Here is a 22750-nt window from a genome sequence, read left to right as displayed (position 1 = left end):
CAATTTTACGACTCGGGGAAGTTACTATGTTGAATGCCTGGCACCTTCCGGTTGCCCCATTCGTTCAGACGCGCAAAGACAAGCTGCATATCACCCTCTGGCTCGCCGGAGACGAGCAGCCGTCGCGCGTGGTGTTGCGCTGTGAGAAAGACAACGAAGAGACATCCGTCACCATGACACGGCAGAAAAACGCGCCCTGTGAAGGGGTCGTTGCCTGGAGCGGCGCTATCGATCTTACCAGCGGCCAGCCGCGCCGCCGCTACAGCTTCAAGCTGCTGTGGCTTGACCACCAGCGCTGGTTCACGCCGCAGGGCTTCAGTCTTATCCCGCCTGCCCGCCTTGAACAATTTGCTTTTGACGCGCCGGATGAGGGGCCGCAGTGGGTGCAGGATCAGGTGTTCTACCAGATCTTTCCGGACCGCTTTGCCCGCAGCCAGCCGCGCCAGGCCGGGCAGGACCAGATTTACTATCACCACGCCGCGAAGCGGGAGATCATCCTGCGCGACTGGGATGAGCCGCTGACGGGCGAGGCGGGGGGATCGACGTTTTACGGCGGCGATCTGGACGGCATCAGCGAAAAGCTGCCGTACCTGAAAAAGCTCGGCGTCACGGCGCTGTACCTCAACCCGGTGTTCACCGCGCCGAGCGTGCATAAATACGACACCCAGGACTATCGCCACGTGGACGCACAGTTCGGCGGCGATCGTGCTTTACTGCGGCTGCGCAAAAACACCCAGCAGCAGGGGATGCGCCTGGTGCTGGACGGCGTGTTCAACCACAGCGGCGATACGCACCCGTGGTTTGATCGTCATCAGGCTGATGAGGCCGGGGCCTGTAACAACCCGCACTCGCCGTGGCGGGATTTCTACAGCTTCTCTGAGGAGGGGCGCGCGCTGGACTGGCTGGGCTATTCCAGCCTGCCGAAGCTCGACTATCGTTCGGATTCGCTGGTAGAAGAAATTTACCAGGGCGAGGACAGCGTGGTGCGCCACTGGCTGCGTGAACCCTGGGGCATGGACGGCTGGCGGCTCGACGTGGTGCACATGCTGGGCGAGGAGGGCGGCGCGAAGAACAACCTGCTGCACGTCACCGGCATCACCAAAGCCGCGAAGGAAACCAGGCCGGACGCCTATATCCTCGGGGAACATTTCGGCGATGCGCGCCAGTGGCTTCAGGCGGATGCGGAAGACGCCGCGATGAACTACCGGGGATTTACGTTCCCGGTCTGGGGCTTCCTTGCCAACACGGATATCTCCTACGATCCGCAGCATATCGATGCGCAAACCTGCATGGCGTGGATGGACGAGTATCGCGCCAGCCTCTCGCACCAGCAGCAGCTGCGCATGTTTAACCAGCTCGACAGCCACGACACGGCGCGCTTTAAGTCGATCCTTGGCAAAGACGTTGCCCGCCTGCCGCTGGCCGTGGTCTGGCTGTACTGCTGGCCGGGCGTACCCTGCGTCTATTATGGCGATGAGGTGGGGCTGGACGGCCATAACGATCCGTTCTGCCGCAAGCCTTTCCCCTGGCGCAAGGGCGAGCAGGACCTGGATCTGCTGGCGCTGTATCAGCGATTAGGCAAGCTGCGCCGCCAGAGCCGGGCGCTGCGCCAGGGCGGGTGCCAGGTGGTATACGCCGAAGGTGACGTCGTGGTCTTCGCGCGCGTTTATCAGAACGAACGGGTGCTGGTAGCCATCAACCGTGGCGGGCAGCGTGAGGTGACACTGCCATGGACGCCGCTGCTCAGCGGTAAAGCCTGGTCGCAGCTTGAAGGCAAAGCGACCCTGGCCCAGCGTGAGCTGTCGCTGCCAGCGGTTTCTGTCGCCGTGTGGCGCAGTTTGTAAGATCGAAAGGAAGACGCTGCCCGGCGCTGTTTATCCTTTTCGGGGCCGGAGGTGTTAAATCCTCCGGCCCGACTGTATTTATTATTAACAGTTTTAGCCTTTTATCAGACCGAATGAGAAAAGACGCCGTTTCGTAGTTTTGTTAAAGTTACGCCCCATAAAAAATAGGGTGAAGTACACTTCACTCTACTGTCTGTCTCATTTTCCCGGCAAAACCGGGGGTTATGACCGGTTGCGTCAAGGGGTTTGCATTGGATCGGCGGAAAACACTGGTTTTGCCACGGCTTACTGTCATTATCCACCTGTGTGGATTTTTGGTGTTATTGTACAGCCTCTCGATGCTGCCGCCGATGCTGGTGGCGCTGGTCAACAAAGAGCGCAGCATGTTTGCGTTTTTGACCACTTTTGTGGTGTTCGCCTCCCTCGGCGGTGCCAGCTGGGCGATGACCCGGCGCAGCAATATCCAGCTCAAAACCCGCGACGGTTTTATTATCATTGTGCTGTTCTGGCTGCTGTTTTCCCTGATAAGCGCGCTGCCTTTCTGGCTGAATGCCGATGTGCATATGCCGTTTGCGGACGCGCTGTTTGAGGGCGTGTCGGGGATAACCACGACCGGCGCCACGGTGCTTAACGACGTCAGCGATATTCCCCGCTCCATGCTCTACTACCGGGCGCAGCTCAACTACATTGGCGGCTTAGGCGTTATCGTTCTGGCGGTGGCCGTGCTGCCGCTGCTGGGCATCGGCGGCATGAAGCTTTATCAGTCGGAAATGCCCGGACCGTTTAAAGAAGAGCGCTTAACGCCGCGCCTGGCGGATACCTCAAAAAGCCTCTGGTTCACCTATCTGCTGCTTGGCCTGCTGTGTACCGTGAGCTTCCGCGCGGCGGGGATGCAGTGGTTTGATGCACTTTGCCACGGGCTGTCGACGGTTTCACTGGGCGGTTTTTCTACCCGCAACGAGAGCATCGGCTATTTTGACAGTAACGCCATAGAGATGGTGGCCGGCATATTTTCACTGTTGTCGGCGGTGAACTTTACCCTCTATTTTGTCGCCCTGAGCAAGTGGAGCCTGAAGCCATTTCGTAAGAACGCCGAGCTGAAGTTCTTTTTGCTGGTCGTGGCGATTGTTGCGCTGATCACTACGTTTGAAGTCTACCGCGCGGGGATGTACGGCCTGACGGACTCTTTCGTCCACGCCTTCTTCCTGACCAGCTCAATGATTACCGATAATGGCCTCTCTACGGGAGATTATGCCCGCTGGCCGTCGCATACCATTGTGTTTCTGCTCAGCGCGAGCTTCTTCGGCGGCTGCGTAGGCTCCACGTGCGGGGGGATTAAGGCGCTGCGCGTGCTGATCCTCTTCAAGCAAAGCCGCCATGAGCTGCACCAGCTGGCCCATCCAAGAGCGCTGTACAGCATTAAAGTGGGCGGGGCGCTGATTAACGACCGGGTTGTGCGTTCAGTCGGCAGCTTCTTCTTCCTCTACGCCGCCTGCACGTTTTTCTTTATCTGGGCGCTGAATCTGATGGGCTATGACCTGCTCACCTCTTATGCTTCCGTCGCGGCCTGTATCAATAACATGGGGCTGGGCTTTGGCGAGACGGCGCAGGGGTTTGGCACGCTCAGCGACGGAGCGAAGTATCTGCTTTGCTCGGCGATGCTGCTGGGGCGACTGGAAATCTATCCGGTGCTGATTTTGCTCTCAAGGGTGTTCTGGCGGGCATAAAACAAAAAAGGCCGCTTTCGCGGCCTTTCGTACAAAAACGTTTAGCGATTACAGCTTAGCAACGTTTTCGCTCAGGTATTTAGCAACGCCGTCCGGAGACGCGTTCATACCTTCTTTGCCTTTTTCCCACTGAGCCGGGCACACTTCGCCGTGCTCTTCGTGGAACTGCAGCGCGTCAACCATGCGCAGCATTTCGTCGATATTACGGCCCAGCGGCAGGTCGTTAACAACCTGGTGGCGCACGATACCGGCTTTGTCGATCAGGAAGGAGCCGCGCAGTGCAACGCCCGCTTCCGGATGTTCGATGCCGTAAGCTTTCTGGATTTCACGCTTAACGTCAGCAACCATCGCGTATTTCACTTCACCGATGCCGCCGTTCTCAACAGGGGTTTTACGCCATGCGTTGTGAACGAACTCGGAGTCAAAAGAAACACCAACGACTTCTACGCCACGCTTCTGGAACTCTTCGTAACGCTTGTCGAACGCGATCAGTTCAGACGGGCAGACGAAGGTGAAGTCCATTGGCCAGAAGAACACGACGGTTGGTTTACCGTTGGTGTGTGCTTTGAAGTTGAAGTTTTCAACGATTTCGCCACTGCCAAGTACGGCAGCTGCGGTAAAATCAGGGGCTGGACGAGTAACCAGGACCATATGTACTCCTGTTAATTTTGTTAAAGTGAGTGTTAACGCAACGGGGGGGAGTATAGGGTTTGCGCTCCCTGCAACTCAAGCGCGCTGCGCCGATTAATCAGATAGGATTTGCCTATCAAAAAGCGAAGATTCCCACAGCAGCCATCCAAAATAGCCCTTTTTTGTAAAAGGGCAAGAAGTTAATCGCCGCCGTGAGACGGCTTACAAACTTTTTTGTGCTGCCTGTTCCATCATACGCGGGTAGAACTGCCAGAAAAGCGCTTCCAGCGCCTCATAGTGGGTATCCAGGTCCTGCCATGAGGCTCGCAAAGCATCCAGTCTTGGTCTACGCGACGCCATGCCGTTGAGAACGTTAGCGATAAACGCCATGTCGCTGTAGCGCTCCATCCAGCGCTCGTCCCAGAGATAGTTATTCAGGTTGATAAAGCGCGGCGGGGTGTCGGCCAGGTGCGGGACGATATGCGAGCGGGCGTGAGCGATAAAATCACCCAGCTCAATGTCCGGGTTCAGCTTCGCCCAGTGGCGCGAGACGAAATGGTCCCACATGACGTCCAGGGTAATCGGCGCCACCCGGCGGGTTTCAGGACGAAACCACGCTTTGGCGAGCGTCACTTCAGGAAGCCGGTCAGTCAGCACGTCCACCCGGCGATGCATATAGATGCCCGCCACGATGTCGGGTGAAAAGCTGTCATCCGGATTGCCGCGGACAAAATCTGCCAGCAGGTTGCCGAGCAGCGAACTTTCCGCCAGGCTGGCCAGATGTAGATGGGCGAGGAAATTCATAGTTTTCTTTATCCGTATTAAGCTTTATGGCGGCTTACCGGTTGCCAGCAGCGCCCCCTGGCACTAGACTGTACCGCCACTTTTTAAGTCTGAGTTTTTAAGCCATGCGTGTTGCCGATTTCTCCTTCGAACTGCCAGAATCCCTGATTGCCCACTATCCGCAGGCAAGCCGCAGCGCCTGCCGTTTGCTGTCGCTCGACGGGCCGACAGGGGAGTTAACGCATGGCACTTTCACCGATCTGCTCGATAAGCTCAACCCCGGCGATCTGCTGGTCTTTAATAATACCCGCGTGATCCCCGCCCGTCTGTTTGGCCGTAAAGCCAGCGGCGGCAAGATTGAGGTGCTGGTCGAGCGGATGCTGGACGACAAGCGCATTCTGGCGCATATCCGCGCTTCTAAAGCCCCGAAGCCGGGCGCTGAGCTACTGCTGGGCGATGATGAAAGCGTACACGCCACCATGGTTGCGCGCCACGATGCCCTGTTCGAAGTGGAGTTTAACGACGAGCGCAGCGTGCTGGATATTCTTAACAGCATTGGCCATATGCCGCTGCCGCCGTATATCGATCGTCCGGATGAAGACGCAGACCGTGAGCTTTATCAGACCGTTTACAGCGAGAAGCCGGGCGCGGTTGCTGCCCCGACTGCCGGTCTGCATTTCGATGAGCCGCTGCTGGAAGCGCTGCGTAATAAAGGCATCGAACAGGCGTTTGTGACGCTGCACGTTGGTGCGGGGACGTTCCAGCCGGTGCGCGTGGACAGCATTGAAGACCACATCATGCATTCCGAATATGCGGAAGTGCCGCAGGAAGTTGTCGATGCCGTGCTGGCCTGTAAAGCGCGCGGCAATCGCGTTATTGCCGTGGGCACTACGTCCGTGCGTTCGCTGGAAAGCGCCGCGCAGGCGGCAAAAAACGATCTGATTGAGCCGTTCTTCGGCGATACGCAAATCTTTATCTACCCGGGCTACCAGTACAACGTTATCGATGCGCTGGTAACCAACTTCCACCTGCCTGAATCCACGCTTATCATGCTGGTGTCCGCCTTTGCAGGCTATAAACACACCATGAATGCCTATCAGGCGGCTGTAAATTCCGAATATCGCTTTTTTAGTTACGGTGATGCGATGTATATCACGTACAATCCGCAGGCGATTAACGAGCGCCCAGGCGCTTAGCAAGAAATTCCGCGCCGTCCGGTCAACCGGGCGGCGTTTTTGTCTTAATCATCAGACTGTTTCTCTGATGCTGGAGGAAATGTGAAATTTGAATTAGATACTACCGACGGTCGCGCTCGCCGTGGTCGCCTGGTGTTTGACCGTGGCGTGGTAGAAACCCCTGCATTTATGCCAGTGGGCACTTACGGCACCGTGAAAGGCATGACGCCGGAAGAAGTGCAGGAGACCGGGGCGCAAATCATCCTCGGCAATACTTTCCACCTGTGGCTGCGCCCGGGTCAGGAAATCATGAAGCTGCACGGCGATCTGCACGATTTTATGCAGTGGAAAGGCCCGATTCTGACTGACTCCGGCGGCTTCCAGGTCTTCAGCCTTGGGGATATTCGTAAGATCACCGAAGCGGGCGTGCATTTCCGCAACCCGATCAACGGCGACGCGATCTTCCTCGATCCAGAAAAATCCATGGAAATTCAATACGATCTCGGTTCCGATATCGTGATGATTTTCGATGAGTGTACGCCATACCCGGCCGACTGGGATTATGCGAAGCGTTCTATGGAAATGTCCCTGCGCTGGGCGCAGCGCAGCCGCGATCGCTTTGATTCCCTTGGCAATAAAAATGCGCTTTTTGGCATTATTCAGGGTAGTGTTTACGAAGATTTACGAGATATCTCGGTAAAAGGTCTGGTAGAGATAGGCTTTGATGGCTACGCTGTCGGCGGCCTGGCTGTAGGTGAACCAAAGGACGACATGCACCGCATTCTGGAACATGTTTGCCCGCAGATCCCTGCTGACAAGCCACGTTACCTTATGGGAGTCGGTAAACCGGAAGACCTGGTCGAAGGCGTCCGCCGCGGTATCGATATGTTTGACTGCGTTATGCCAACGCGTAACGCACGTAACGGTCATTTGTTTGTTACAGATGGTGTGGTGAAAATCCGCAACGCGAAGCACAAGGACGATACATCTCCGCTTGATGCTGAGTGTGATTGCTATACGTGTCGCAATTATTCACGTGCCTACTTGCATCATCTTGACCGTTGCAACGAAATACTCGGCGCGCGGCTCAATACCATTCATAATCTTCGCTACTATCAGCGCCTGATGGCTGGTTTACGCAAGGCTATTGAAGAGGGTAAATTAGAGCACTTCGTGACTGATTTTTACGAGCGGACAGGTAAGCCAGTTCCAGCTTTGAACGTCGATTAATTTTAATAATGAGGGAATTTTCATGAGCTTTTTCATTTCTGATGCGGTTGCTGCAACCGGTGCTCCAGCGCAGGGTAGCCCGTACTCTTTAATTCTGATGCTGGTGGTCTTTGGCCTGATCTTCTATTTCATGATCCTGCGTCCACAGCAAAAGCGTACTAAAGAGCACAAGAAACTGATGGACTCCATCGCCAAAGGTGATGAAGTGCTGACGACCGGTGGTCTGGTTGGTCGCGTAGCGAAAGTAGCTGACACTGGCTATATCTCTATCGCACTGAATGACACCACTGAAGTGGTTATCAAGCGTGATTTCGTAGCTGCCGTTCTGCCGAAAGGCACCATGAAGGCGCTGTAATATTCGATGTCCCTAAGGGAACTACTGTGTTAAACCGCTATCCTTTGTGGAAGTACATCATGCTGGTCGTCGTCATTGTCGTCGGCCTGCTATACGCACTTCCCAACCTATATGGTGAGGATCCGGCAGTACAGATCACTGGCGCGCGCGGCGTCGCCGCCAGTGAGCAAACGCTGATCCAGGTCCAGAACACCTTAAAAGAAGAAAAAATCACCGCTAAGTCTGTGGCACTGGAAGAGGGTGCGATTCTTGCACGCTTCGATACCACCGATACGCAGCTGCGCGCCCGTGAAGCGCTGATGGGCGTATTGGGCGACAAATATGTCGTGGCGCTTAACCTTGCACCGGCGACCCCTCGCTGGCTAACCATGATCTCCGCAGAGCCGATGAAACTCGGTCTTGACCTGCGCGGCGGCGTGCACTTCCTGATGGAAGTCGACATGGATACCGCGTTAAGCAAGCTGCAGGAACAAACCACTGAAGGTCTGCGTAGCGACCTGCGTGAGAAAGGCATTGCCTACACCAACGTGCGTAAAGCAGATAACTATGGTGTCGACATTCTCTTTCGTGATAGCGCAGCCCGCGATGCGGCCGTCTCTTACTTAGGCCCACGTCACCGCGATCTGGTTATCACTAACCAGGGCAATAACTCGCTGCGCGCCGTGATGTCGGATGCTCGTCTGAGCGAAGCGCGTGAATACGCCGTTCAGCAGAACATCAATATTCTGCGTAACCGTGTAAACCAGCTCGGTGTTGCTGAACCTCTGGTTCAACGTCAGGGTGCCGATCGCATCGTCGTTGAGCTGCCGGGTATTCAGGATACCGCGCGTGCGAAAGAGATCCTTGGCGCTACCGCGACGCTGGAATTCCGTCTGGTTAACACCAACGTAGACCAGTCTGCCGCCGCGTCTGGCCGCGTGCCGGGTGATTCGGAAGTGAAGCAAACCCGTGAAGGTCAGCCGATTGTCATGTACAAGCGCGTGATCCTCACCGGTGACCACATCACCGACTCCACCTCAAGCACCGATGAGTACAACCAGGCGCAGGTTAATATCTCCCTGGACGGCGCGGGCGGTAACATCATGTCTAACTTCACCAAGGACAACATCGGCAAGCCGATGGCGACCCTGTTCGTGGAGTACAAAGACAGCGGTAAGAAAGATGCCACCGGTCGTGCGGTGCTGGTGAAACAGGAAGAAGTGATCAACGTGGCGAACATTCAGTCGCGTCTGGGCAACAGCTTCCGTATCACCGGGATCAGCAACGCGAATGAAGCTCGCCAGCTCTCTCTGCTGCTGCGTGCGGGTGCGCTGATTGCGCCAATTCAGATTGTTGAAGAACGCACCATTGGCCCGACCCTGGGTATGGAAAATATCAAGCAGGGTCTGGAAGCGTGTCTGGCTGGCCTCGCGGTCTCCATCATCTTCATGCTGTTCTTCTACAAGAAGTTTGGCCTGATCGCGACCTCTGCGCTGCTGGTTAACCTGGTGATGATTGTCGGGATTATGTCCCTGCTGCCGGGGGCGACGCTCACCATGCCGGGGATTGCGGGGATCGTGTTAACCCTTGCTGTCGCCGTCGATGCCAACGTACTGATAAACGAACGTATTAAGGAAGAGCTTAGTAACGGACGTTCGGTACAGCAGGCTATCCACGAGGGTTACCAGGGCGCGTTCAGCTCTATTTTTGATGCTAACATCACGACGCTTATCAAGGTCATCATCCTGTATGCCGTAGGCACCGGGGCAATTAAAGGCTTTGCGATCACGACCGGTATTGGTGTGGCGACGTCCATGTTTACCGCAATCGTCGGTACCCGTGCCATCGTAAACCTGCTGTACGGCGGCAAGCGCGTTACTAAGCTGTCTATCTGAGGAGTGCGTTGTGGCACAGGAATATACTGTTGAACAATTAAACTACGGCCGCAGAGTCCATGACTTTATGCGCTGGGATTACTGGGCATTCGGCATCTCCGGATTCCTGCTGATCCTCTCCGTAGTGATTATCGGTGTGAAGGGCTTCAACTGGGGCCTGGACTTCACCGGTGGTACGGTCATCGAAATCTCGCTGGAAAAACCAGTGGATTTGGACCAGATGCGCGTAGCGCTGGAGAAAGCGGGCTTTGCTGAGCCGCTGGTCCAGAACTTCGGCAGCAGCCGTGACATCATGGTACGCATGCCACCAGCCCAAGGGGAAACCGGCGGGCAGGTGCTGGGCAGCAAGATTGTCAGCGTGATCAATGAGGCATCCAGCCAGGATGCTGCGGTTAAGCGTATTGAATTCGTCGGCCCAAGTGTGGGTGCAGATCTGGCACAGAATGGCGCACTGGCGCTGCTGGCCGCACTGATCTCTATCCTGGTGTACGTCGGGTTCCGCTTTGAGTGGCGTCTGGCAGCCGGTGTGGTTATCGCGCTGATGCACGACGTGGTGATTACCCTGGGTGTGCTGTCGTTATTCCATATTGAGATTGACCTGACCATCGTCGCATCGTTGATGTCGGTCATCGGTTACTCGCTGAACGACAGCATCGTGGTATCTGACCGTATTCGTGAGAACTTCCGCAAGATCCGTCGCGGCACGCCTTACGAAATCTTTAACGTGTCTTTGACCCAGACGCTGCACCGTACGTTGATCACCTCCGGGACGACGTTGGTTGTGATTCTCATGCTGTATCTGTTTGGTGGCGCAATGCTGAAAGGCTTCTCGCTGACCATGCTTATCGGTGTTTCTATCGGTACAGTTTCTTCTATCTACGTGGCGTCCGCACTGGCGCTGAAGCTGGGCATGAAGCGCGAGCACATGCTGCAGCAGAAAGTCGAGAAAGAAGGCGCGGACCAGCCGTCCATTCTGCCTTAAGATTGTTAAGTCAGATAAAAACCGCAGCCATCGTGCTGCGGTTTTTTTTTGCCTGGCTAAAGCGTAGGGGGGATGAGCGTGAGTGTTTACCACAGTTGGCTGTTTTTTGTCGGATGACGCTGCGCTTATCCGACCTACGATAGGGTTTTTTGTAGGGTGGATAAGCGTAAGCGCCATCCACCGTTGGCTGTTTTTTGTCGGATAACGCTGCGCTTATCCGACCTACGATAAGGTTTTTTGTAGGGGGAATAAGCGTAAGCGCCATCCACCGTTGGCGGTCAGGCATAAAAAAAGCCAGCTCATAAGAGCTGGCTTTGTACTTTCCGGCGGATTAGAAGTTATAACCCACAACCAGGTAACCACCCCAGCCGGTAGAGCGCACGCTGAAATCACCGTTGCCGAAGTTCAGGCTGGCGTCATCGTTCCACTGTCCGCCGTTGTGCCAGTAACGCGCGACAACGGAGTAGTGCCAGTGATCGTAGTTCAGGGCAAGGATGTGGCTGGACGCGATGGAGTCGCTGGTACGCGCGTGATGGCCGTTGTTGTCGATGAAGTTGTCATCGCCCAGATCGGAACCCCAGTCGAAGTTGGTGAAGCCGATGTAGCTCAGGTTACCGCCCCACAGGGTAGTAATCGGCACGAAATACTTCACTTTGAAGCGGTAGCCGTCCCACTGATTTTCGTTGGACGCGCCGTAGTTCTGCCACTGGTATTTGGCGTAGACGTTCAGGGACAGGCTCATCGGCAGGCCGGTATCGATATCCGTGCCCAGACCCATGTACCAGGTGTTCTGCTTGCTGGCGTCGTCGCCGTGAGCACCCATATCGTAGATATAGTTGTTGGCGATATACCACTCTTTAAACGGACCAAACGCCAGGCTGGTGCCGGTCAGCTTGTCGATAGAGAAGCGCGGTTCGATCTCCATAAACATGCGTGAACCGTCATCCCAGATACCTTTGTCGTTGCCGTTGCCCCAGCCGAAGGTTTTTGGGATATCGATGTAGCCGTAGAAGTCGAACCAGTCTTTCTTGGCAAAGGCTTCATATTCCAGATATACGTCGTTGGTCAGCTGTGGTCCGAAACGGGTGTGATAGCTGCCCACCACGTTAACGCTCTGGTGCCACCAGTCAGACAGATATTCGCTGTTTTTCGTCTCTTGCGCACTTGCTGAGAAAGAGTTTGAAAGCGCCAGAACGGTGCCGGCCGCCAGAATAATTTTTTTCATATTATTTGCCACTGTTTTATATGTTCCCGTGAGAGGAGAGGTGATTCATTCACCCGAAGCCATCAACCATTCAGCTGGTTTTTAATTGGCGCGCCTATTATAGAAATCCCTGCTCACAAAAATATGTTTCATTTCACATTATGGTCATCGACGTAATCGATTGCGTTCACGTTTGCGCACATCAAAAACGGCGCGATTGTACCTTCCTCGGGAAATTAAGCAATTCAGTACCGAATGGTTACAATTAAATGTGATGAATATCACACTGTAGGGCGGGGGAGGTGTAACAGAATGCTCGATGCCAGCGTCTGGGCTGGTTGAAAAGCACCATCCACCGGAGTCAGTGGATGGCGTTGTTGTTTATTGACTTTGCGGCTGAGCCTGGGACATATCACTCGGCTGAATATCATGAATACGTACAAAGCCCAGCTGCTCCGGCGTGATGCCCGGCAATAGCAGCGGAATGGTCACGTCGCTCGGGGCCAGCACGCTGGCAGGAGCATCAATCTGCTGGCTCTGAACGTTCACTTCCTGATAGTTATCCGTGGTGCCCTGTATCTGGCCCCATTCAACTTTGCCGCTAAAGGCTGGCAGCGGATCGTTGGACTCCCCTTTAATTTTCAGCGTGGCGCGCGTTCCGTTGGCCTCAGCCGCGACGTTGCTCAAAGACATCTGCAGATTTCCCAGCTGGCTGTTCAGGCGAGCTGGCGTATTTGAGCCGGGCAGCAAATAGACGCCGGTGGTGGATTTAGCGTTCAGGGCGTTCTGCTGCGTCAGCTTTACGGTTTGATCGCCAAGCTTATTCATTTGCTGGGTAAGCGAGCCGACCTCCTGTTTCATCTGGCGCACTTCGGTTTGCTGGGCGCAGGCGGTCAGGCTCATCAGGCTTCCCACCAGGAAAATTCTTAAGTAAGTCTTTGTCATGATTAATAATTCCTTGTTCATCATTCCCGATTTAAGCGTAGTTCGCCCGGGATGAAAAGTCATATTTCGCACCAGCCCGGGTCGTTGCCTTTGTACTCCTGCGACTTCGCGGTAAACTATTGTCCAATTGACTAATCCCTCAGGACGCGCCATGCATTGCCCATTCTGTTTCGCAGTAGACACCAAAGTGATCGACTCCCGTCTTGTTGGCGAAGGTTCCTCTGTACGTCGCCGCCGCCAGTGCCTGGTCTGCCACGAGCGCTTTACCACTTTTGAAGTGGCGGAGCTGGTGATGCCGCGCGTGGTGAAGAGTAACGATGTGCGCGAGCCGTTTAACGAAGACAAACTGCGCAGCGGAATTCTGAAGGCCCTGGAAAAGCGTCCAGTCAGCTCGGACGACGTCGAAATGGCGGTCAACCACATCAAATCGCAGCTGCGCGGTACCGGCGAGCGGGAAGTCCCGAGCAAAATGATCGGCAACCTGGTGATGGAGCAGCTGAAGAAACTCGATAAGGTGGCCTATATCCGCTTTGCGTCGGTCTATCGCAGCTTTGAAGATATCAAAGAGTTCGGCGAAGAAATCGCCCGTTTACAGGACTGAGCAAGATGTCGCTTGATGAACAATTTATGGCGCGCGCGCTGCAGCAGGCAAAACGTGGCCGCTTTACCACTATGCCCAACCCGAATGTAGGCTGCGTGATCGCTAAAGATGGCGAAATCGTTGGCGAAGGTTTTCACTTTCGCGCCGGGGAGCCGCACGCGGAGGTTCACGCGCTGCGCATGGCCGGCGACAAAGCTCGCGGCGCTACGGCTTATGTGACGCTCGAACCGTGCAGCCACCATGGCCGCACGCCGCCGTGCTGCGACGCCCTGATTGCCGCAGGCGTAACGCGAGTCGTGGCCGCGATGCAGGATCCTAATCCGCAGGTTGCCGGGCGCGGCCTGTACCGTCTGCAGCAGGCGGGAATAGAAGTCAGCCATGGCCTGATGATGAACGAGGCTGAAGCGTTAAACCGTGGCTTCCTTAAGCGCATGCGCACGGGATTCCCCTTTATTCAGCTCAAGTTGGGAGCCTCGCTGGATGGCCGTACCGCCATGGCGAGCGGCGAAAGCCAATGGATTACTTCTCCGCAATCCCGCCGTGATGTGCAGCGCCTGCGTGCGCAAAGCGCCGCGATTCTCAGCAGCAGCGCCACCGTGCTGGCAGACAATCCTTCATTGACCGTTCGCTGGCCGGAACTTGATGAGGCGACGCAGGCGGTCTATACCGAAGAGAACCTTCGTCAGCCGACGCGAATTATTCTCGACCGCGAGAACCGCGTGACGCCAGAGCATAAAATTATTGCCCAGCCGGGTGAAACCTGGCTTGCCCGCTGCACGGCAGACGAACAGGCCTGGCCGGACGGCGTGGAGCAATTTATCGTGCCGCAGCACAACGGTCATCTGGATCTGGTGGTGATGATGATGCTGCTTGGCAAGCGCCAGATAAACTCCGTGTGGGTCGAGGCGGGCGCTACGCTAGGCGGCGCGCTGCTCCAGGCGGGCCTGGTCGATGAACTGATTGTCTACGTTGCGCCTAAGCTTTTGGGTAACGATGCTCGTGGTCTGTGCCAGCTGCCAGGCCTCGAAAAATTAGCCGATGCGCCTGAGTTTGCGTTCAGCAAAGTCCGCCAGGTTGGCCCGGATTTATGCCTGCATCTGACCCCGCGTTATTAGCGGCAGAAACGTAAGCAGACGCCAAAAGATTATGATAAAATCCGCCCCCCTGCGGGGCCAAACAGAACCCGTAAAGGAAGAATATGAACATTATTGAAGCAGCCGTTGCTACTCCAGACGCTCGCGTCGCCATCACCATCGCGCGTTTTAACAACTTCATCAATGACAGCCTGCTGGATGGCGCAATCGACGCCCTGAAGCGTATTGGTCAGGTTAAAGATGACAACATCACCGTAGTCTGGGTGCCGGGTGCTTATGAACTGCCGCTGGCCGCAGACGCGCTGGCGAAAACCGGTCGTTACGACGCCGTGGTTGCGCTGGGTACTGTTATCCGTGGTGGGACTGCCCACTTTGAGTATGTTGCTGGCGGTGCCAGTAACGGCCTGGCTCACGTAGCCCAGGACAGCGGTATTCCGGTCGCCTTTGGCGTGCTGACCACCGAAAGTATTGAACAAGCCATCGAACGTGCTGGTACCAAAGCCGGTAACAAAGGTGCAGAAGCTGCGCTGACCGCGCTTGAAATGATTAATGTATTGAAAGCCATCAAGGCCTGATTTTTTGTAAGGGGAAATCTGTGAAACCTGCTGCTCGTCGCCGTGCCCGTGAGTGTGCCGTTCAGGCGCTTTACTCCTGGCAGTTATCTCGCAACGACATCTCCGATGTCGAATACCAGTTCCTGGCGGAACAGGACGTCAAAGACGTTGACGTTAACTACTTCCGCGAACTGCTGAGCGGGGTGGCTACTAACAGCGCGTATCTGGATGGGCTGATGAAGCCTTACCTGTCTCGTCAGCTCGAAGAGCTGGGCCAGGTAGAAAAAGCGGTTCTGCGTATCGCACTGTTTGAACTGTCTAAACGTGATGACGTGCCGTACAAAGTGGCGATTAACGAAGCCATCGAACTGGCAAAAACCTTCGGTGCCGAAGACAGCCACAAGTTCGTCAACGGTGTGCTCGATAAAGCCGCTCCGCAAATCCGTCCCCACAGAAAATAATCTCCACTAAGGCCGGTTAATCCGGCCTTCATCTTTTATGAGGCATAACGCATGGCATGCGGTGAGTTTTCCCTTATTGCCCGTTATTTTGATCGCGTAAGAAGTTCCCGTCGTGATGTCGACACTGGTATTGGTGACGATTGCGCTCTGCTCAGCGTTGCGGAGAAGCAGCAGCTGGCGATCAGTACCGATACGCTCGTCTCAGGCATTCACTTCCTGGCGGATATCGATCCGCGCGATCTGGGCTACAAAGCACTGGCTGTTAACTTAAGCGATCTGGCCGCTATGGGCGCCGATCCCGCCTGGTTGACGCTGGCCATTACCCTTCCTGAAGTCGATGAAAGCTGGCTTGAGGCCTTCAGCGACAGCCTGTTTGAACAACTCGATTACTACGATATGCAGCTGATCGGCGGCGACACTACCCGTGGACCGCTCTCGATGACGCTGGGTATCCACGGCCTTGTGCCGACCGGGCGTGCCCTTAAGCGCAGCGGCGCCCGCCCAGGCGACTGGATTTATGTCACCGGCACGCCGGGCGACAGCGCGGCAGGCCTGGCGATTCTGCAAAACCGCCTTGAAGTTGCAGACGAAAAACAGGCGGACTATCTGGTTAAACGCCATTTACGTCCTAAGCCTCGGGTCTTACACGGCCAGGCGCTGCGCGATCTGGCAAGCAGCGCCATCGATCTTTCCGATGGGCTGATTTCCGATCTCGGTCATATTCTTAAAGCGAGCGACTGCGGCGCGCGCATCACGCTGGATACCTTCCCGTATTCAGAGGCCATGCTGGCGAACGTCGATGCAGAGCAGGCGCTGAGCTGGGCGCTCTCCGGCGGCGAAGATTACGAGCTATGCTTCACCGTACCGGAACTTAACCGCGGCGCGCTGGATGTGGCTATCGGCAATTTAGGCGTGCCGTTTACCTGCATCGGTCAGATTGGCGCGGCGTCAGAAGGGCTTCAGTTCTTTGTCGACGGCAAGCCTGCGGATGTGAATTTAAAAGGATACGATCACTTTGCCTCGCTCTAAAGACGTCGCGAAAAGCCGCCTGAACCTGCGCAACCCGTGGCACCTGTTAGCCACTGGCTTTGGCAGTGGTTTGAGTCCGATCATGCCCGGTACCGCTGGGTCGCTTGCGGCGATCCCATTCTGGTATCTGATGACGTTTTTACCGTGGCAGCTCTACTCCATGGTGATAATGCTCGGCATCTGCATCGGCGTTTACCTGTGCCACCAGACCGCACGCGATATGGGGGTTCACGACCACGGCAGCATCGTGTGGGATGAGTTCCTCGGCATGTGGATAACGCTGATGGCGCTGCCGATCAACGACTGGCGCTGGGTCGCAGCGGGCTTTGTGATCTTCCGTATTCTGGATATCTGGAAGCCGTGGCCGATCCGCTGGTTCGATCGCAACGTCCACGGCGGGATGGGGATCATGGTCGACGATATCATCGCCGGGGTGATCGCCGCGGGCATTATCTATGTGATTGGTCACCACTGGCCGATTGGGCTGATTTAAGTGGTGCACGACGCTGCGCTTATCTTACCGTAGGTCGGATAAGCGCAGCGTCATCCGACTAAAATTACTTAAATCCCGCGACCTTATGAGGCTGATAAGGCGTTTCCAGCTCGGCAATCTCCTCCTGTTTTAGCGTAATATCCACCGCTCCCAGTAAATCATCCAGCTGATGCTCACGCGACACGCCAATAATCGGCGCGGCAATGCCCGGTTTGCTCAGCAGCCAGGCCAGTGCGATCTGCGCGCGGGAAGCATTTCTATCCGCCGCCACGTTTGCCAGCCGCTCGGCAATCACCGCGTCGTTCTGCCTTGTTTCCTCGCTCTCCTCGTACAGCGTTTTGCCGACCTCATCTGAGACGGAGCGGGCCGTGGTGTCACCCCACGGGCGGGTTAATTTCCCGCGCGCCAGCGGGCTCCAGGGGATAACCGCCACGCCCTGCTCGTAGCACAGCGGCAGCATGTCCAGCTCTTCTTCGCGATAGATCAGGTTGTAGTGATCCTGCATGGTCACGAAACGCGCCCAGCCGTGCCGATCCTGCAGGGCCAGCGCCTGGGCAAACTGCGCGCTGTGCATGGAAGAGGCGCCGATATAGCGCGCCTTGCCCGCTTTCACCACGTCGTTCAGGGCTTCAAGGGTCTCTTCGATTGGCGTGTCATAGTCCCAGCGGTGGATTTGCAGCAGATCGACATAGTCGGTGCCAAGGCGCTGAAGGCTGTCGTCAATGGAACGCAGAATCTGGCTGCGGGACAGCCCCTGCGGCAGATCGCCAACCGGGTAATAGACCTTGGTCGCCAGCACGATCTCTTCCCGACGGGCGAAATCCTTCAGCGCGCGCCCGACAATCTCTTCGCTGCTACCGTCAGAATAGCTGTTGGCGGTATCAAAGAAATTAATGCCGTTATCGATGGCGTGTTTGATGATGAGACGGCTGCTCTCTTCCGGCAGCGTCCAGGCGTGATTCCCCCGGTCCGGCTCGCCAAAGGTCATGCAGCCGAGGCAAAGACGGGAAACCCGCAGGTCGGTTTTGCCTAAGGTGTTGTATTGCATGGTCCACTCCTGCTTATGTTTGTAGGTTATGACCTAAAGCATAGCAGGAGCGGAGGAGGGGATTACTGCAGCCAGCTGCGGATTTTCGCTTCGATGCCTTCTGCGTCCAGGCCGATAGCCGCGCGGGCCTCTTCCTGTGTGCCCTGCGGGATGAAGTAATCGGGCAGGCCGATGTTCAGCACCTGAACCAGCTTACGGTTAGCCATCAGCACTTCGTTCACGCCGCTGCCCGCGCCGCCCTGGATGGCGTTCTCTTCGATGGTCACCAGCAGATCGTGGCTGGCAGCCAGCTCCAGAATCAGTGATTCATCGAGCGGCTTCACAAAGCGCATATCCACAAGGGTAGCGTTAAGCGATTCCGCGACCTTTGCCGCATCTTCCAGCAGCGTTCCGAAGTTCAGCAGGGCGACTTTCTCGCCTGCACGCTTCTTCACGCCTTTGCCGATCGGCAGGCATTCCAGCGGCTGGAGCTCAGCTCCTGTGCCGTTACCGCGCGGGTAACGCACGGCGCTTGGGCCATCGTTGTAGTGATAGCCGGTGTGCAGCATCTGACGGCACTCGTTTTCATCGCTCGGGGTCATGATGACCATTTCCGGGATGCAGCGCATGAAGGAGAGGTCGAACGCGCCCTGGTGGGTCTGCCCGTCGGCACCTACAATGCCCGCCCGGTCGATGGCAAACAGTACCGGCAGCTTCTGGATTGCCACGTCGTGAATGACCTGGTCATAAGCCCGCTGCAGGAACGTGGAGTAGATGGCGACAACAGGCTTGTAGCCGCCGATAGCAAGACCAGCGGCGAAGGTCACCGCGTGCTGCTCGGCAATGGCGACGTCGAAATACTGGCCCGGGTACTGGCGGGAAAACTCCACCATGCCGGATCCTTCGCGCATGGCTGGCGTTACGGCCATCAGCTTGTCGTCGGCCGCTGCGGTTTCGCACAGCCAGTTGCCGAAGATTTTGGAGTAGCTCGGTAGGCCGCCCGAGCTTTTCGGCAGGGTGCCGCTGGTATGGTCAAATTTAGGTACGGCGTGGAAGCTGATCGGGTCTTTTTCCGCAGGCGCGTAGCCCCGGCCTTTTTTGGTCATCACGTGCAGGAACTGCGGGCCGGTCAGGCCGCGCATATTCTTCAGCGTGTTCACCAGGCCAATCACATCGTGACCGTCTACCGGACCGATATAGTTAAAGCCAAGCTCTTCAAACAGCGTGCCCGGCACAACCATGCCCTTGATGTGTTCTTCTGTACGCTTGAGCAGCTCTTTAATGGGCGGCACGCCGGAGAAGACTTTCTTACCGCCTTCGCGCAGGCTGGAGTAGAGCTTGCCGGAGAGCAGCTGGGCCAGATGGTTGTTCAGCGCCCCGACGTTCTCAGAAATCGACATTTCGTTGTCGTTGAGGACCACTAGCATGTCCGGGCGGATATCCCCGGCATGGTTCATGGCTTCAAATGCCATGCCTGCGGTAATCGCACCATCGCCGATTACGCAGACCGTGCGGCGATCTTTACCTTCTTTACCCGCCGCGACGGCGATGCCGATCCCGGCGCTGATGGAGGTGGAGGAGTGGCCGACGCTCAGCACGTCGTATTCACTTTCTGCGCGCCACGGGAACGGGTGCAGGCCGCCTTTCTGGCGGATAGTGCCAATTTTATCACGACGTCCGGTGAGGATCTTATGCGGATAGGCCTGGTGGCCCACGTCCCAGATCAGCTGGTCAAACGGCGTGTTGTAGACGTAGTGCAGCGCAACGGTCAGCTCCACCGTGCCAAGCCCGGAGGCGAAGTGCCCGCTGGAGCGGCTTACGCTGTCCAGCAGGTAACGGCGCAGCTCGTCACACAGCTTCGGCAGGCTCTCTTTTGGCAGCGTGCGCAGCTCCTGTGTGGTATCTACCAGCGCAAGGGTCGGGTATTTGGCAATATCAAAACTCATCAGAAACTCGTTATTATTTATCACGTTGGATGATATAGCTCGCTAACGCTTCCAGTGCCGATGTGTCCAGCGACTGCGCGGCAAGGCCTTCCAGCGCGCGCAGCGACTCCTGGTAGAGGTCCCACGCTTTGGCTTTAGCCTGTTCCAGCCCCAGCAGCGCCGGGTAGGTGCTTTTGCCGAGATGCTGATCCGCGCCCTGGCGCTTGCCCAGCGTAGCGGTATCGCCAATCACATCAAGAATGTCGTCCTGCACCTGGAACGCAAGGCCGATACAGTCGGCGTAGCGGTCGAGCAGCGGCAGGGCGGTATGGCCCGCAGCGCCTGCGCTTAACGCACCAAGGCGAACGGCGGCGCGAATAAGCGCGCCGGTTTTATGACGGTGAATACGTTCGAGCTCCTCAAGCGTGGCCTGTTTGCCTTCCGCTTCGAGGTCCAGCGCCTGCCCACCGCACATCCCGGCCACGCCGCTGGAAACGGCCAGCTCTCTGACCATCGCCAGACGGTCGGCGATATTGACGCCGGGCATGGGGGCATCACTGAGTATAGAAAACGCCAGCGTTTGCAGGGCGTCTCCGGCAAGAATTGCGCTCGCTTCGCCAAATTTGATATGGCAGGTTGGCTGACCACGGCGCAGATCGTCGTCGTCCATGGCGGGCAGGTCGTCGTGCATCAACGAATAGGCATGGATACATTCTACCGCCGCGGCAGGGGCATCCAGCGCTTCATCTGCTACGCCGAACATTTCCCCGGTGGCATAAACCAGGAAAGGACGAAGGCGTTTACCCCCTAATAGTGCACCATAGTGCATCGCTTTAACCAGAGGACTGTTCTGAAACGGCAGCGGGGCTAAAAAGCGCAGCAGCGCAGCGTTGGCCCGTTCGGCGTGGGCCTGAAGGTCATGATTGAAATCCATTTACTCGGCGTCCGGCGTGAAAGGCTTGAGGGGCGCATCTTCGCTGTCGCTCAGCAGGATCTGCACGCGCTGCTCGGCCTGCTGCAGTTTCACCTGGCCCTGGCGGGCGAGCTGAATACCCCGTTCGAATTCATTTAGCGCCTCTTCCAGCGGCAGCTCGCCGCCTTCAAGACGGGTGACAATCTGCTCAAGTTCCACAAGCGCGGTTTCAAAGCTGGCAGGGACTTCGGTTTTTTTCGGCATAGTGAATGTCTGACTCTGATAATTGTGCGACCCCGCCATGGTAGCGGACTCAATTGTGTAACGCTATGGCAAGCTGTTAGTGATATACTTTCGCGCCTCGGATGCAGGGCATCGCGCCTTTGCAAGTCTTTAAGTCTTCCAGCCCGCATGATTCATCTCATGTATGGCTCACCAACGAATCATGAGCGCCATGAAGTTTATCATTAAATTGTTCCCGGAAATCACCATCAAGAGCCAATCTGTGCGCATACGCTTTATTAAGATGCTCACGGGGAACATTCGTAACGTTCTAAAACACTACGATGAAGATCTGGCGGTCGTCCGCCACTGGGACAATATCGAAGTCCGCGCCAAAGATGAAAACCAGCGTATCGCCATTCGCGAAGCGCTGACCCGCATTCCCGGCATCCACCATATTCTTGAAGTAGAGGATGTACCGTTCACCGATATGCACAATATCTTTGAACAGGCGCTGGAACTCTACCGCGACAAGCTGGAAGGAAAATCCTTCTGCGTGCGCGTTAAGCGTCGCGGTAAGCATGAGTTTAGCTCCATTGAAGTGGAACGCTATGTTGGCGGCGGTCTTAACCAGCATATTGAATCCGCGCGCGTGAAGCTGACCCACCCGGACGTCACCGTTAATCTGGAAATCGAAAACGATCGCCTGCTGCTGGTAAAAGGCCGCTATGAAGGCATCGGCGGTTTCCCTATTGGTACCCAGGAAGACGTGCTGTCGCTGATTTCCGGCGGTTTCGACTCCGGCGTGTCCAGCTATATGCTGATGCGCCGCGGCTGCCGCGTGCACTACTGCTTCTTTAATCTCGGCGGAGCGGCTCACGAAATCGGCGTGAAGCAGGTTGCTCACTATCTGTGGAACCGCTTTGGCAGCTCCCACCGCGTGCGCTTCGTGGCGATTAACTTCGAGCCGGTAGTTGGCGAAATCCTCGAGAAAGTTGAGGATGGTCAGATGGGCGTGGTGCTCAAGCGTATGTTTGTGCGCGCGGCCTCCCGCGTGGCAGAACGCTACGGCGCGCAGGCGCTGGTCACCGGCGAAGCGCTGGGCCAGGTCTCCAGCCAGACGCTGACCAACCTGCGTCTTATCGACAACGTTTCCGACACGCTGATCCTGCGCCCGCTTATCTCTCACGATAAAGAGCACATCATCGATCTGGCCCGTGAAATCGGCACCGCTGATTTTGCCCGCACCATGCCGGAATACTGCGGTGTGATTTCGAAAAGCCCAACCGTGAAGGCGGTGAAGGCGAAGATCGAAGCGGAAGAAGAGAACTTTGACTTCTCGATTCTGGATCGCGTAGTAGAAGAAGCCACCAACATCGACATCCGCGATATCGCCACGCAGAGCAAAGAAGTGGTGACGGAAGTCGAAACTGTTGATGCTTTCGCGCCGAACGACGTGCTGCTGGATATCCGCTCCATCGACGAGCAGGACGAGAAGCCGTTTAAGCCGGAAGGGATCGAGATTGCTTCGCTGCCGTTCTACAAGCTGAGCACGAAGTTTGGCGATCTGGACCAGAGCAAAACCTATCTGCTGTGGTGCGAACGCGGCGTGATGAGCCGTCTGCAGGCGCTGTACCTGCGCGAGCAGGGCTTTAATAACGTTAAGGTTTACCGCCCGTAGT

General features: G+C 56.3%; 22 protein-coding genes. 14 read left to right on the top strand and 8 right to left on the bottom strand.

Translation table 11 applies throughout. The annotated features are described in order from the left end of the window. Window positions 1–26 precede the first annotated feature (26 nt). Window positions 27–1844: a maltodextrin glucosidase gene (gene malZ, locus AAE045_RS15990; protein WP_455548574.1), complete on the top strand. Its 1818-nt coding sequence runs from the start codon at window positions 27–29 to the stop codon at window positions 1842–1844. A 224-nt stretch (window positions 1845–2068) separates the two neighbouring features. After that, entirely contained in the window at window positions 2069–3571 is a 1503-nt protein-coding gene (locus AAE045_RS15985) for a TrkH family potassium uptake protein (RefSeq protein WP_455548573.1), read from the top strand. 48 nt (window positions 3572–3619) lie between these two features. Here the strand turns inward: AAE045_RS15985 and AAE045_RS15980 are convergent, their stop codons facing one another. Then, on the bottom strand, window positions 3620–4222 hold the full coding sequence (locus AAE045_RS15980; RefSeq protein ID WP_167612035.1) for a peroxiredoxin C: 603 nt from the start codon (window positions 4220–4222) through the stop codon (window positions 3620–3622). A 201-nt stretch (window positions 4223–4423) separates the two neighbouring features. Next, window positions 4424–5005 (bottom strand): ACP phosphodiesterase, encoded by a 582-nt coding sequence (gene acpH, locus AAE045_RS15975; RefSeq protein WP_455548572.1) that lies wholly within the window; start codon window positions 5003–5005, stop codon window positions 4424–4426. Window positions 5006–5109: 104 nt separating this feature from the next. Here acpH and queA point away from each other — a divergent pair, with 104 nt between their 5' ends. The 5 genes from queA to secF all read left to right on the top strand — a co-directional run bounded on the left by queA (window position 5110) and on the right by secF (window position 10600). Then, a complete protein-coding gene (queA, locus tag AAE045_RS15970; RefSeq protein WP_455548571.1) occupies window positions 5110–6180 on the top strand; it encodes a tRNA preQ1(34) S-adenosylmethionine ribosyltransferase-isomerase QueA in 1071 nt (356 codons plus the stop codon). Between the two features lie 81 nt (window positions 6181–6261). Next, entirely contained in the window at window positions 6262–7389 is a 1128-nt protein-coding gene (tgt, locus tag AAE045_RS15965) for a tRNA guanosine(34) transglycosylase Tgt (protein ID WP_455427171.1), read from the top strand. A gap of 22 nt (window positions 7390–7411) precedes the next feature. After that, window positions 7412–7744, top strand: a complete 333-nt coding sequence (yajC, locus tag AAE045_RS15960) for a preprotein translocase subunit YajC (protein ID WP_455427172.1) — start codon at window positions 7412–7414, stop codon at window positions 7742–7744. A gap of 26 nt (window positions 7745–7770) precedes the next feature. Next, complete coding sequence (gene secD / locus AAE045_RS15955; RefSeq protein WP_455548570.1) at window positions 7771–9618, top strand: protein translocase subunit SecD; 1848 nt, start codon at window positions 7771–7773, stop codon at window positions 9616–9618. A 10-nt stretch (window positions 9619–9628) separates the two neighbouring features. Next, a complete protein-coding gene (gene secF, locus AAE045_RS15950) occupies window positions 9629–10600 on the top strand; it encodes a protein translocase subunit SecF (RefSeq protein ID WP_455548569.1) in 972 nt (323 codons plus the stop codon). A gap of 331 nt (window positions 10601–10931) precedes the next feature. Here secF and AAE045_RS15945 read toward each other — a convergent pair whose 3' ends face one another. Together AAE045_RS15945 and AAE045_RS15940 are read right to left on the bottom strand one after the other, a co-directional pair. After that, the gene (locus AAE045_RS15945) at window positions 10932–11825 is read right to left on the bottom strand and encodes a nucleoside-specific channel-forming protein Tsx (protein ID WP_455548568.1); all 894 of its coding nucleotides are present in this window, start codon (window positions 11823–11825) and stop codon (window positions 10932–10934) included. 360 nt (window positions 11826–12185) lie between these two features. Next, entirely contained in the window at window positions 12186–12749 is a 564-nt protein-coding gene (locus AAE045_RS15940; protein ID WP_455548567.1) for a DUF3251 domain-containing protein, read from the bottom strand. 151 nt (window positions 12750–12900) lie between these two features. Between AAE045_RS15940 and nrdR the strand changes: the two genes are divergently transcribed. The 6 genes from nrdR to pgpA all read left to right on the top strand — a co-directional run bounded on the left by nrdR (window position 12901) and on the right by pgpA (window position 16981). Next, window positions 12901–13350, top strand: coding sequence for a transcriptional regulator NrdR (nrdR, locus tag AAE045_RS15935; RefSeq protein ID WP_455427177.1), 450 nt, complete (start codon window positions 12901–12903; stop codon window positions 13348–13350). 5 nt (window positions 13351–13355) lie between these two features. After that, window positions 13356–14465, top strand: coding sequence for a bifunctional diaminohydroxyphosphoribosylaminopyrimidine deaminase/5-amino-6-(5-phosphoribosylamino)uracil reductase RibD (ribD, locus tag AAE045_RS15930; RefSeq protein ID WP_455548566.1), 1110 nt, complete (start codon window positions 13356–13358; stop codon window positions 14463–14465). A gap of 83 nt (window positions 14466–14548) precedes the next feature. Further along, window positions 14549–15019: a 6,7-dimethyl-8-ribityllumazine synthase gene (gene ribH / locus AAE045_RS15925; protein ID WP_271127210.1), complete on the top strand. Its 471-nt coding sequence runs from the start codon at window positions 14549–14551 to the stop codon at window positions 15017–15019. A gap of 20 nt (window positions 15020–15039) precedes the next feature. Continuing rightward, the gene (gene nusB, locus AAE045_RS15920) at window positions 15040–15459 is read left to right on the top strand and encodes a transcription antitermination factor NusB (RefSeq protein ID WP_121265315.1); all 420 of its coding nucleotides are present in this window, start codon (window positions 15040–15042) and stop codon (window positions 15457–15459) included. A 51-nt stretch (window positions 15460–15510) separates the two neighbouring features. Then, window positions 15511–16488, top strand: coding sequence for a thiamine-phosphate kinase (thiL, locus tag AAE045_RS15915; protein ID WP_455548565.1), 978 nt, complete (start codon window positions 15511–15513; stop codon window positions 16486–16488). Beyond that, the gene (gene pgpA / locus AAE045_RS15910) at window positions 16475–16981 is read left to right on the top strand and encodes a phosphatidylglycerophosphatase A (RefSeq protein WP_455548564.1); all 507 of its coding nucleotides are present in this window, start codon (window positions 16475–16477) and stop codon (window positions 16979–16981) included. The genes thiL and pgpA overlap by 14 nt, the downstream gene beginning before the upstream one ends. A gap of 64 nt (window positions 16982–17045) precedes the next feature. Here the strand turns inward: pgpA and AAE045_RS15905 are convergent, their stop codons facing one another. The 4 genes from AAE045_RS15905 to xseB all read right to left on the bottom strand — a co-directional run bounded on the left by AAE045_RS15905 (window position 17046) and on the right by xseB (window position 21110). Further along, entirely contained in the window at window positions 17046–18029 is a 984-nt protein-coding gene (locus tag AAE045_RS15905; RefSeq protein ID WP_455548563.1) for an aldo/keto reductase, read from the bottom strand. Window positions 18030–18091: 62 nt separating this feature from the next. Continuing rightward, the gene (gene dxs / locus AAE045_RS15900; protein WP_455548562.1) at window positions 18092–19954 is read right to left on the bottom strand and encodes a 1-deoxy-D-xylulose-5-phosphate synthase; all 1863 of its coding nucleotides are present in this window, start codon (window positions 19952–19954) and stop codon (window positions 18092–18094) included. Between the two features lie 13 nt (window positions 19955–19967). Beyond that, window positions 19968–20867, bottom strand: coding sequence for a (2E,6E)-farnesyl diphosphate synthase (gene ispA, locus AAE045_RS15895; RefSeq protein ID WP_455548561.1), 900 nt, complete (start codon window positions 20865–20867; stop codon window positions 19968–19970). Beyond that, a complete protein-coding gene (gene xseB, locus AAE045_RS15890) occupies window positions 20868–21110 on the bottom strand; it encodes an exodeoxyribonuclease VII small subunit (RefSeq protein WP_455548560.1) in 243 nt (80 codons plus the stop codon). Window positions 21111–21300: 190 nt separating this feature from the next. Here xseB and thiI point away from each other — a divergent pair, with 190 nt between their 5' ends. Continuing rightward, complete coding sequence (gene thiI, locus AAE045_RS15885; protein WP_455548559.1) at window positions 21301–22749, top strand: tRNA uracil 4-sulfurtransferase ThiI; 1449 nt, start codon at window positions 21301–21303, stop codon at window positions 22747–22749. Window position 22750 lies beyond the last annotated feature (1 nt).

This window comes from Dryocola clanedunensis, assembly GCF_038405435.1.
GTDB lineage: Bacteria > Pseudomonadota > Gammaproteobacteria > Enterobacterales > Enterobacteriaceae > Dryocola > Dryocola clanedunensis_A.
Note: the sequence above shows the minus strand (reverse complement) of the source record. Positions and strands in the feature narration are given on the sequence as shown.

Bases quoted from the DNA above. Each gene is read 5' to 3' on its own strand.
- malZ (WP_455548574.1), top strand. From the start codon at position 27: ATGTTGAATGCCTGGCACCTTCCGGTTGCCCCATTCGTTCAGACGCGC.
- AAE045_RS15985 (WP_455548573.1), top strand. From the start codon at position 2,069: ATGACCGGTTGCGTCAAGGGGTTTGCATTGGATCGGCGGAAAACACTG.
- AAE045_RS15980 (WP_167612035.1), bottom strand. From the start codon at position 4,222: ATGGTCCTGGTTACTCGTCCAGCCCCTGATTTTACCGCAGCTGCCGTA.
- acpH (WP_455548572.1), bottom strand. From the start codon at position 5,005: ATGAATTTCCTCGCCCATCTACATCTGGCCAGCCTGGCGGAAAGTTCG.
- queA (WP_455548571.1), top strand. From the start codon at position 5,110: ATGCGTGTTGCCGATTTCTCCTTCGAACTGCCAGAATCCCTGATTGCC.
- yajC (WP_455427172.1), top strand. From the start codon at position 7,412: ATGAGCTTTTTCATTTCTGATGCGGTTGCTGCAACCGGTGCTCCAGCG.
- AAE045_RS15945 (WP_455548568.1), bottom strand. From the start codon at position 11,825: ATGAAAAAAATTATTCTGGCGGCCGGCACCGTTCTGGCGCTTTCAAAC.
- AAE045_RS15940 (WP_455548567.1), bottom strand. From the start codon at position 12,749: ATGACAAAGACTTACTTAAGAATTTTCCTGGTGGGAAGCCTGATGAGC.
- nrdR (WP_455427177.1), top strand. From the start codon at position 12,901: ATGCATTGCCCATTCTGTTTCGCAGTAGACACCAAAGTGATCGACTCC.
- ribD (WP_455548566.1), top strand. From the start codon at position 13,356: ATGTCGCTTGATGAACAATTTATGGCGCGCGCGCTGCAGCAGGCAAAA.
- ribH (WP_271127210.1), top strand. From the start codon at position 14,549: ATGAACATTATTGAAGCAGCCGTTGCTACTCCAGACGCTCGCGTCGCC.
- thiL (WP_455548565.1), top strand. From the start codon at position 15,511: ATGGCATGCGGTGAGTTTTCCCTTATTGCCCGTTATTTTGATCGCGTA.
- AAE045_RS15905 (WP_455548563.1), bottom strand. From the start codon at position 18,029: ATGCAATACAACACCTTAGGCAAAACCGACCTGCGGGTTTCCCGTCTT.
- dxs (WP_455548562.1), bottom strand. From the start codon at position 19,954: ATGAGTTTTGATATTGCCAAATACCCGACCCTTGCGCTGGTAGATACC.
- ispA (WP_455548561.1), bottom strand. From the start codon at position 20,867: ATGGATTTCAATCATGACCTTCAGGCCCACGCCGAACGGGCCAACGCT.
- xseB (WP_455548560.1), bottom strand. From the start codon at position 21,110: ATGCCGAAAAAAACCGAAGTCCCTGCCAGCTTTGAAACCGCGCTTGTG.
- thiI (WP_455548559.1), top strand. From the start codon at position 21,301: ATGAAGTTTATCATTAAATTGTTCCCGGAAATCACCATCAAGAGCCAA.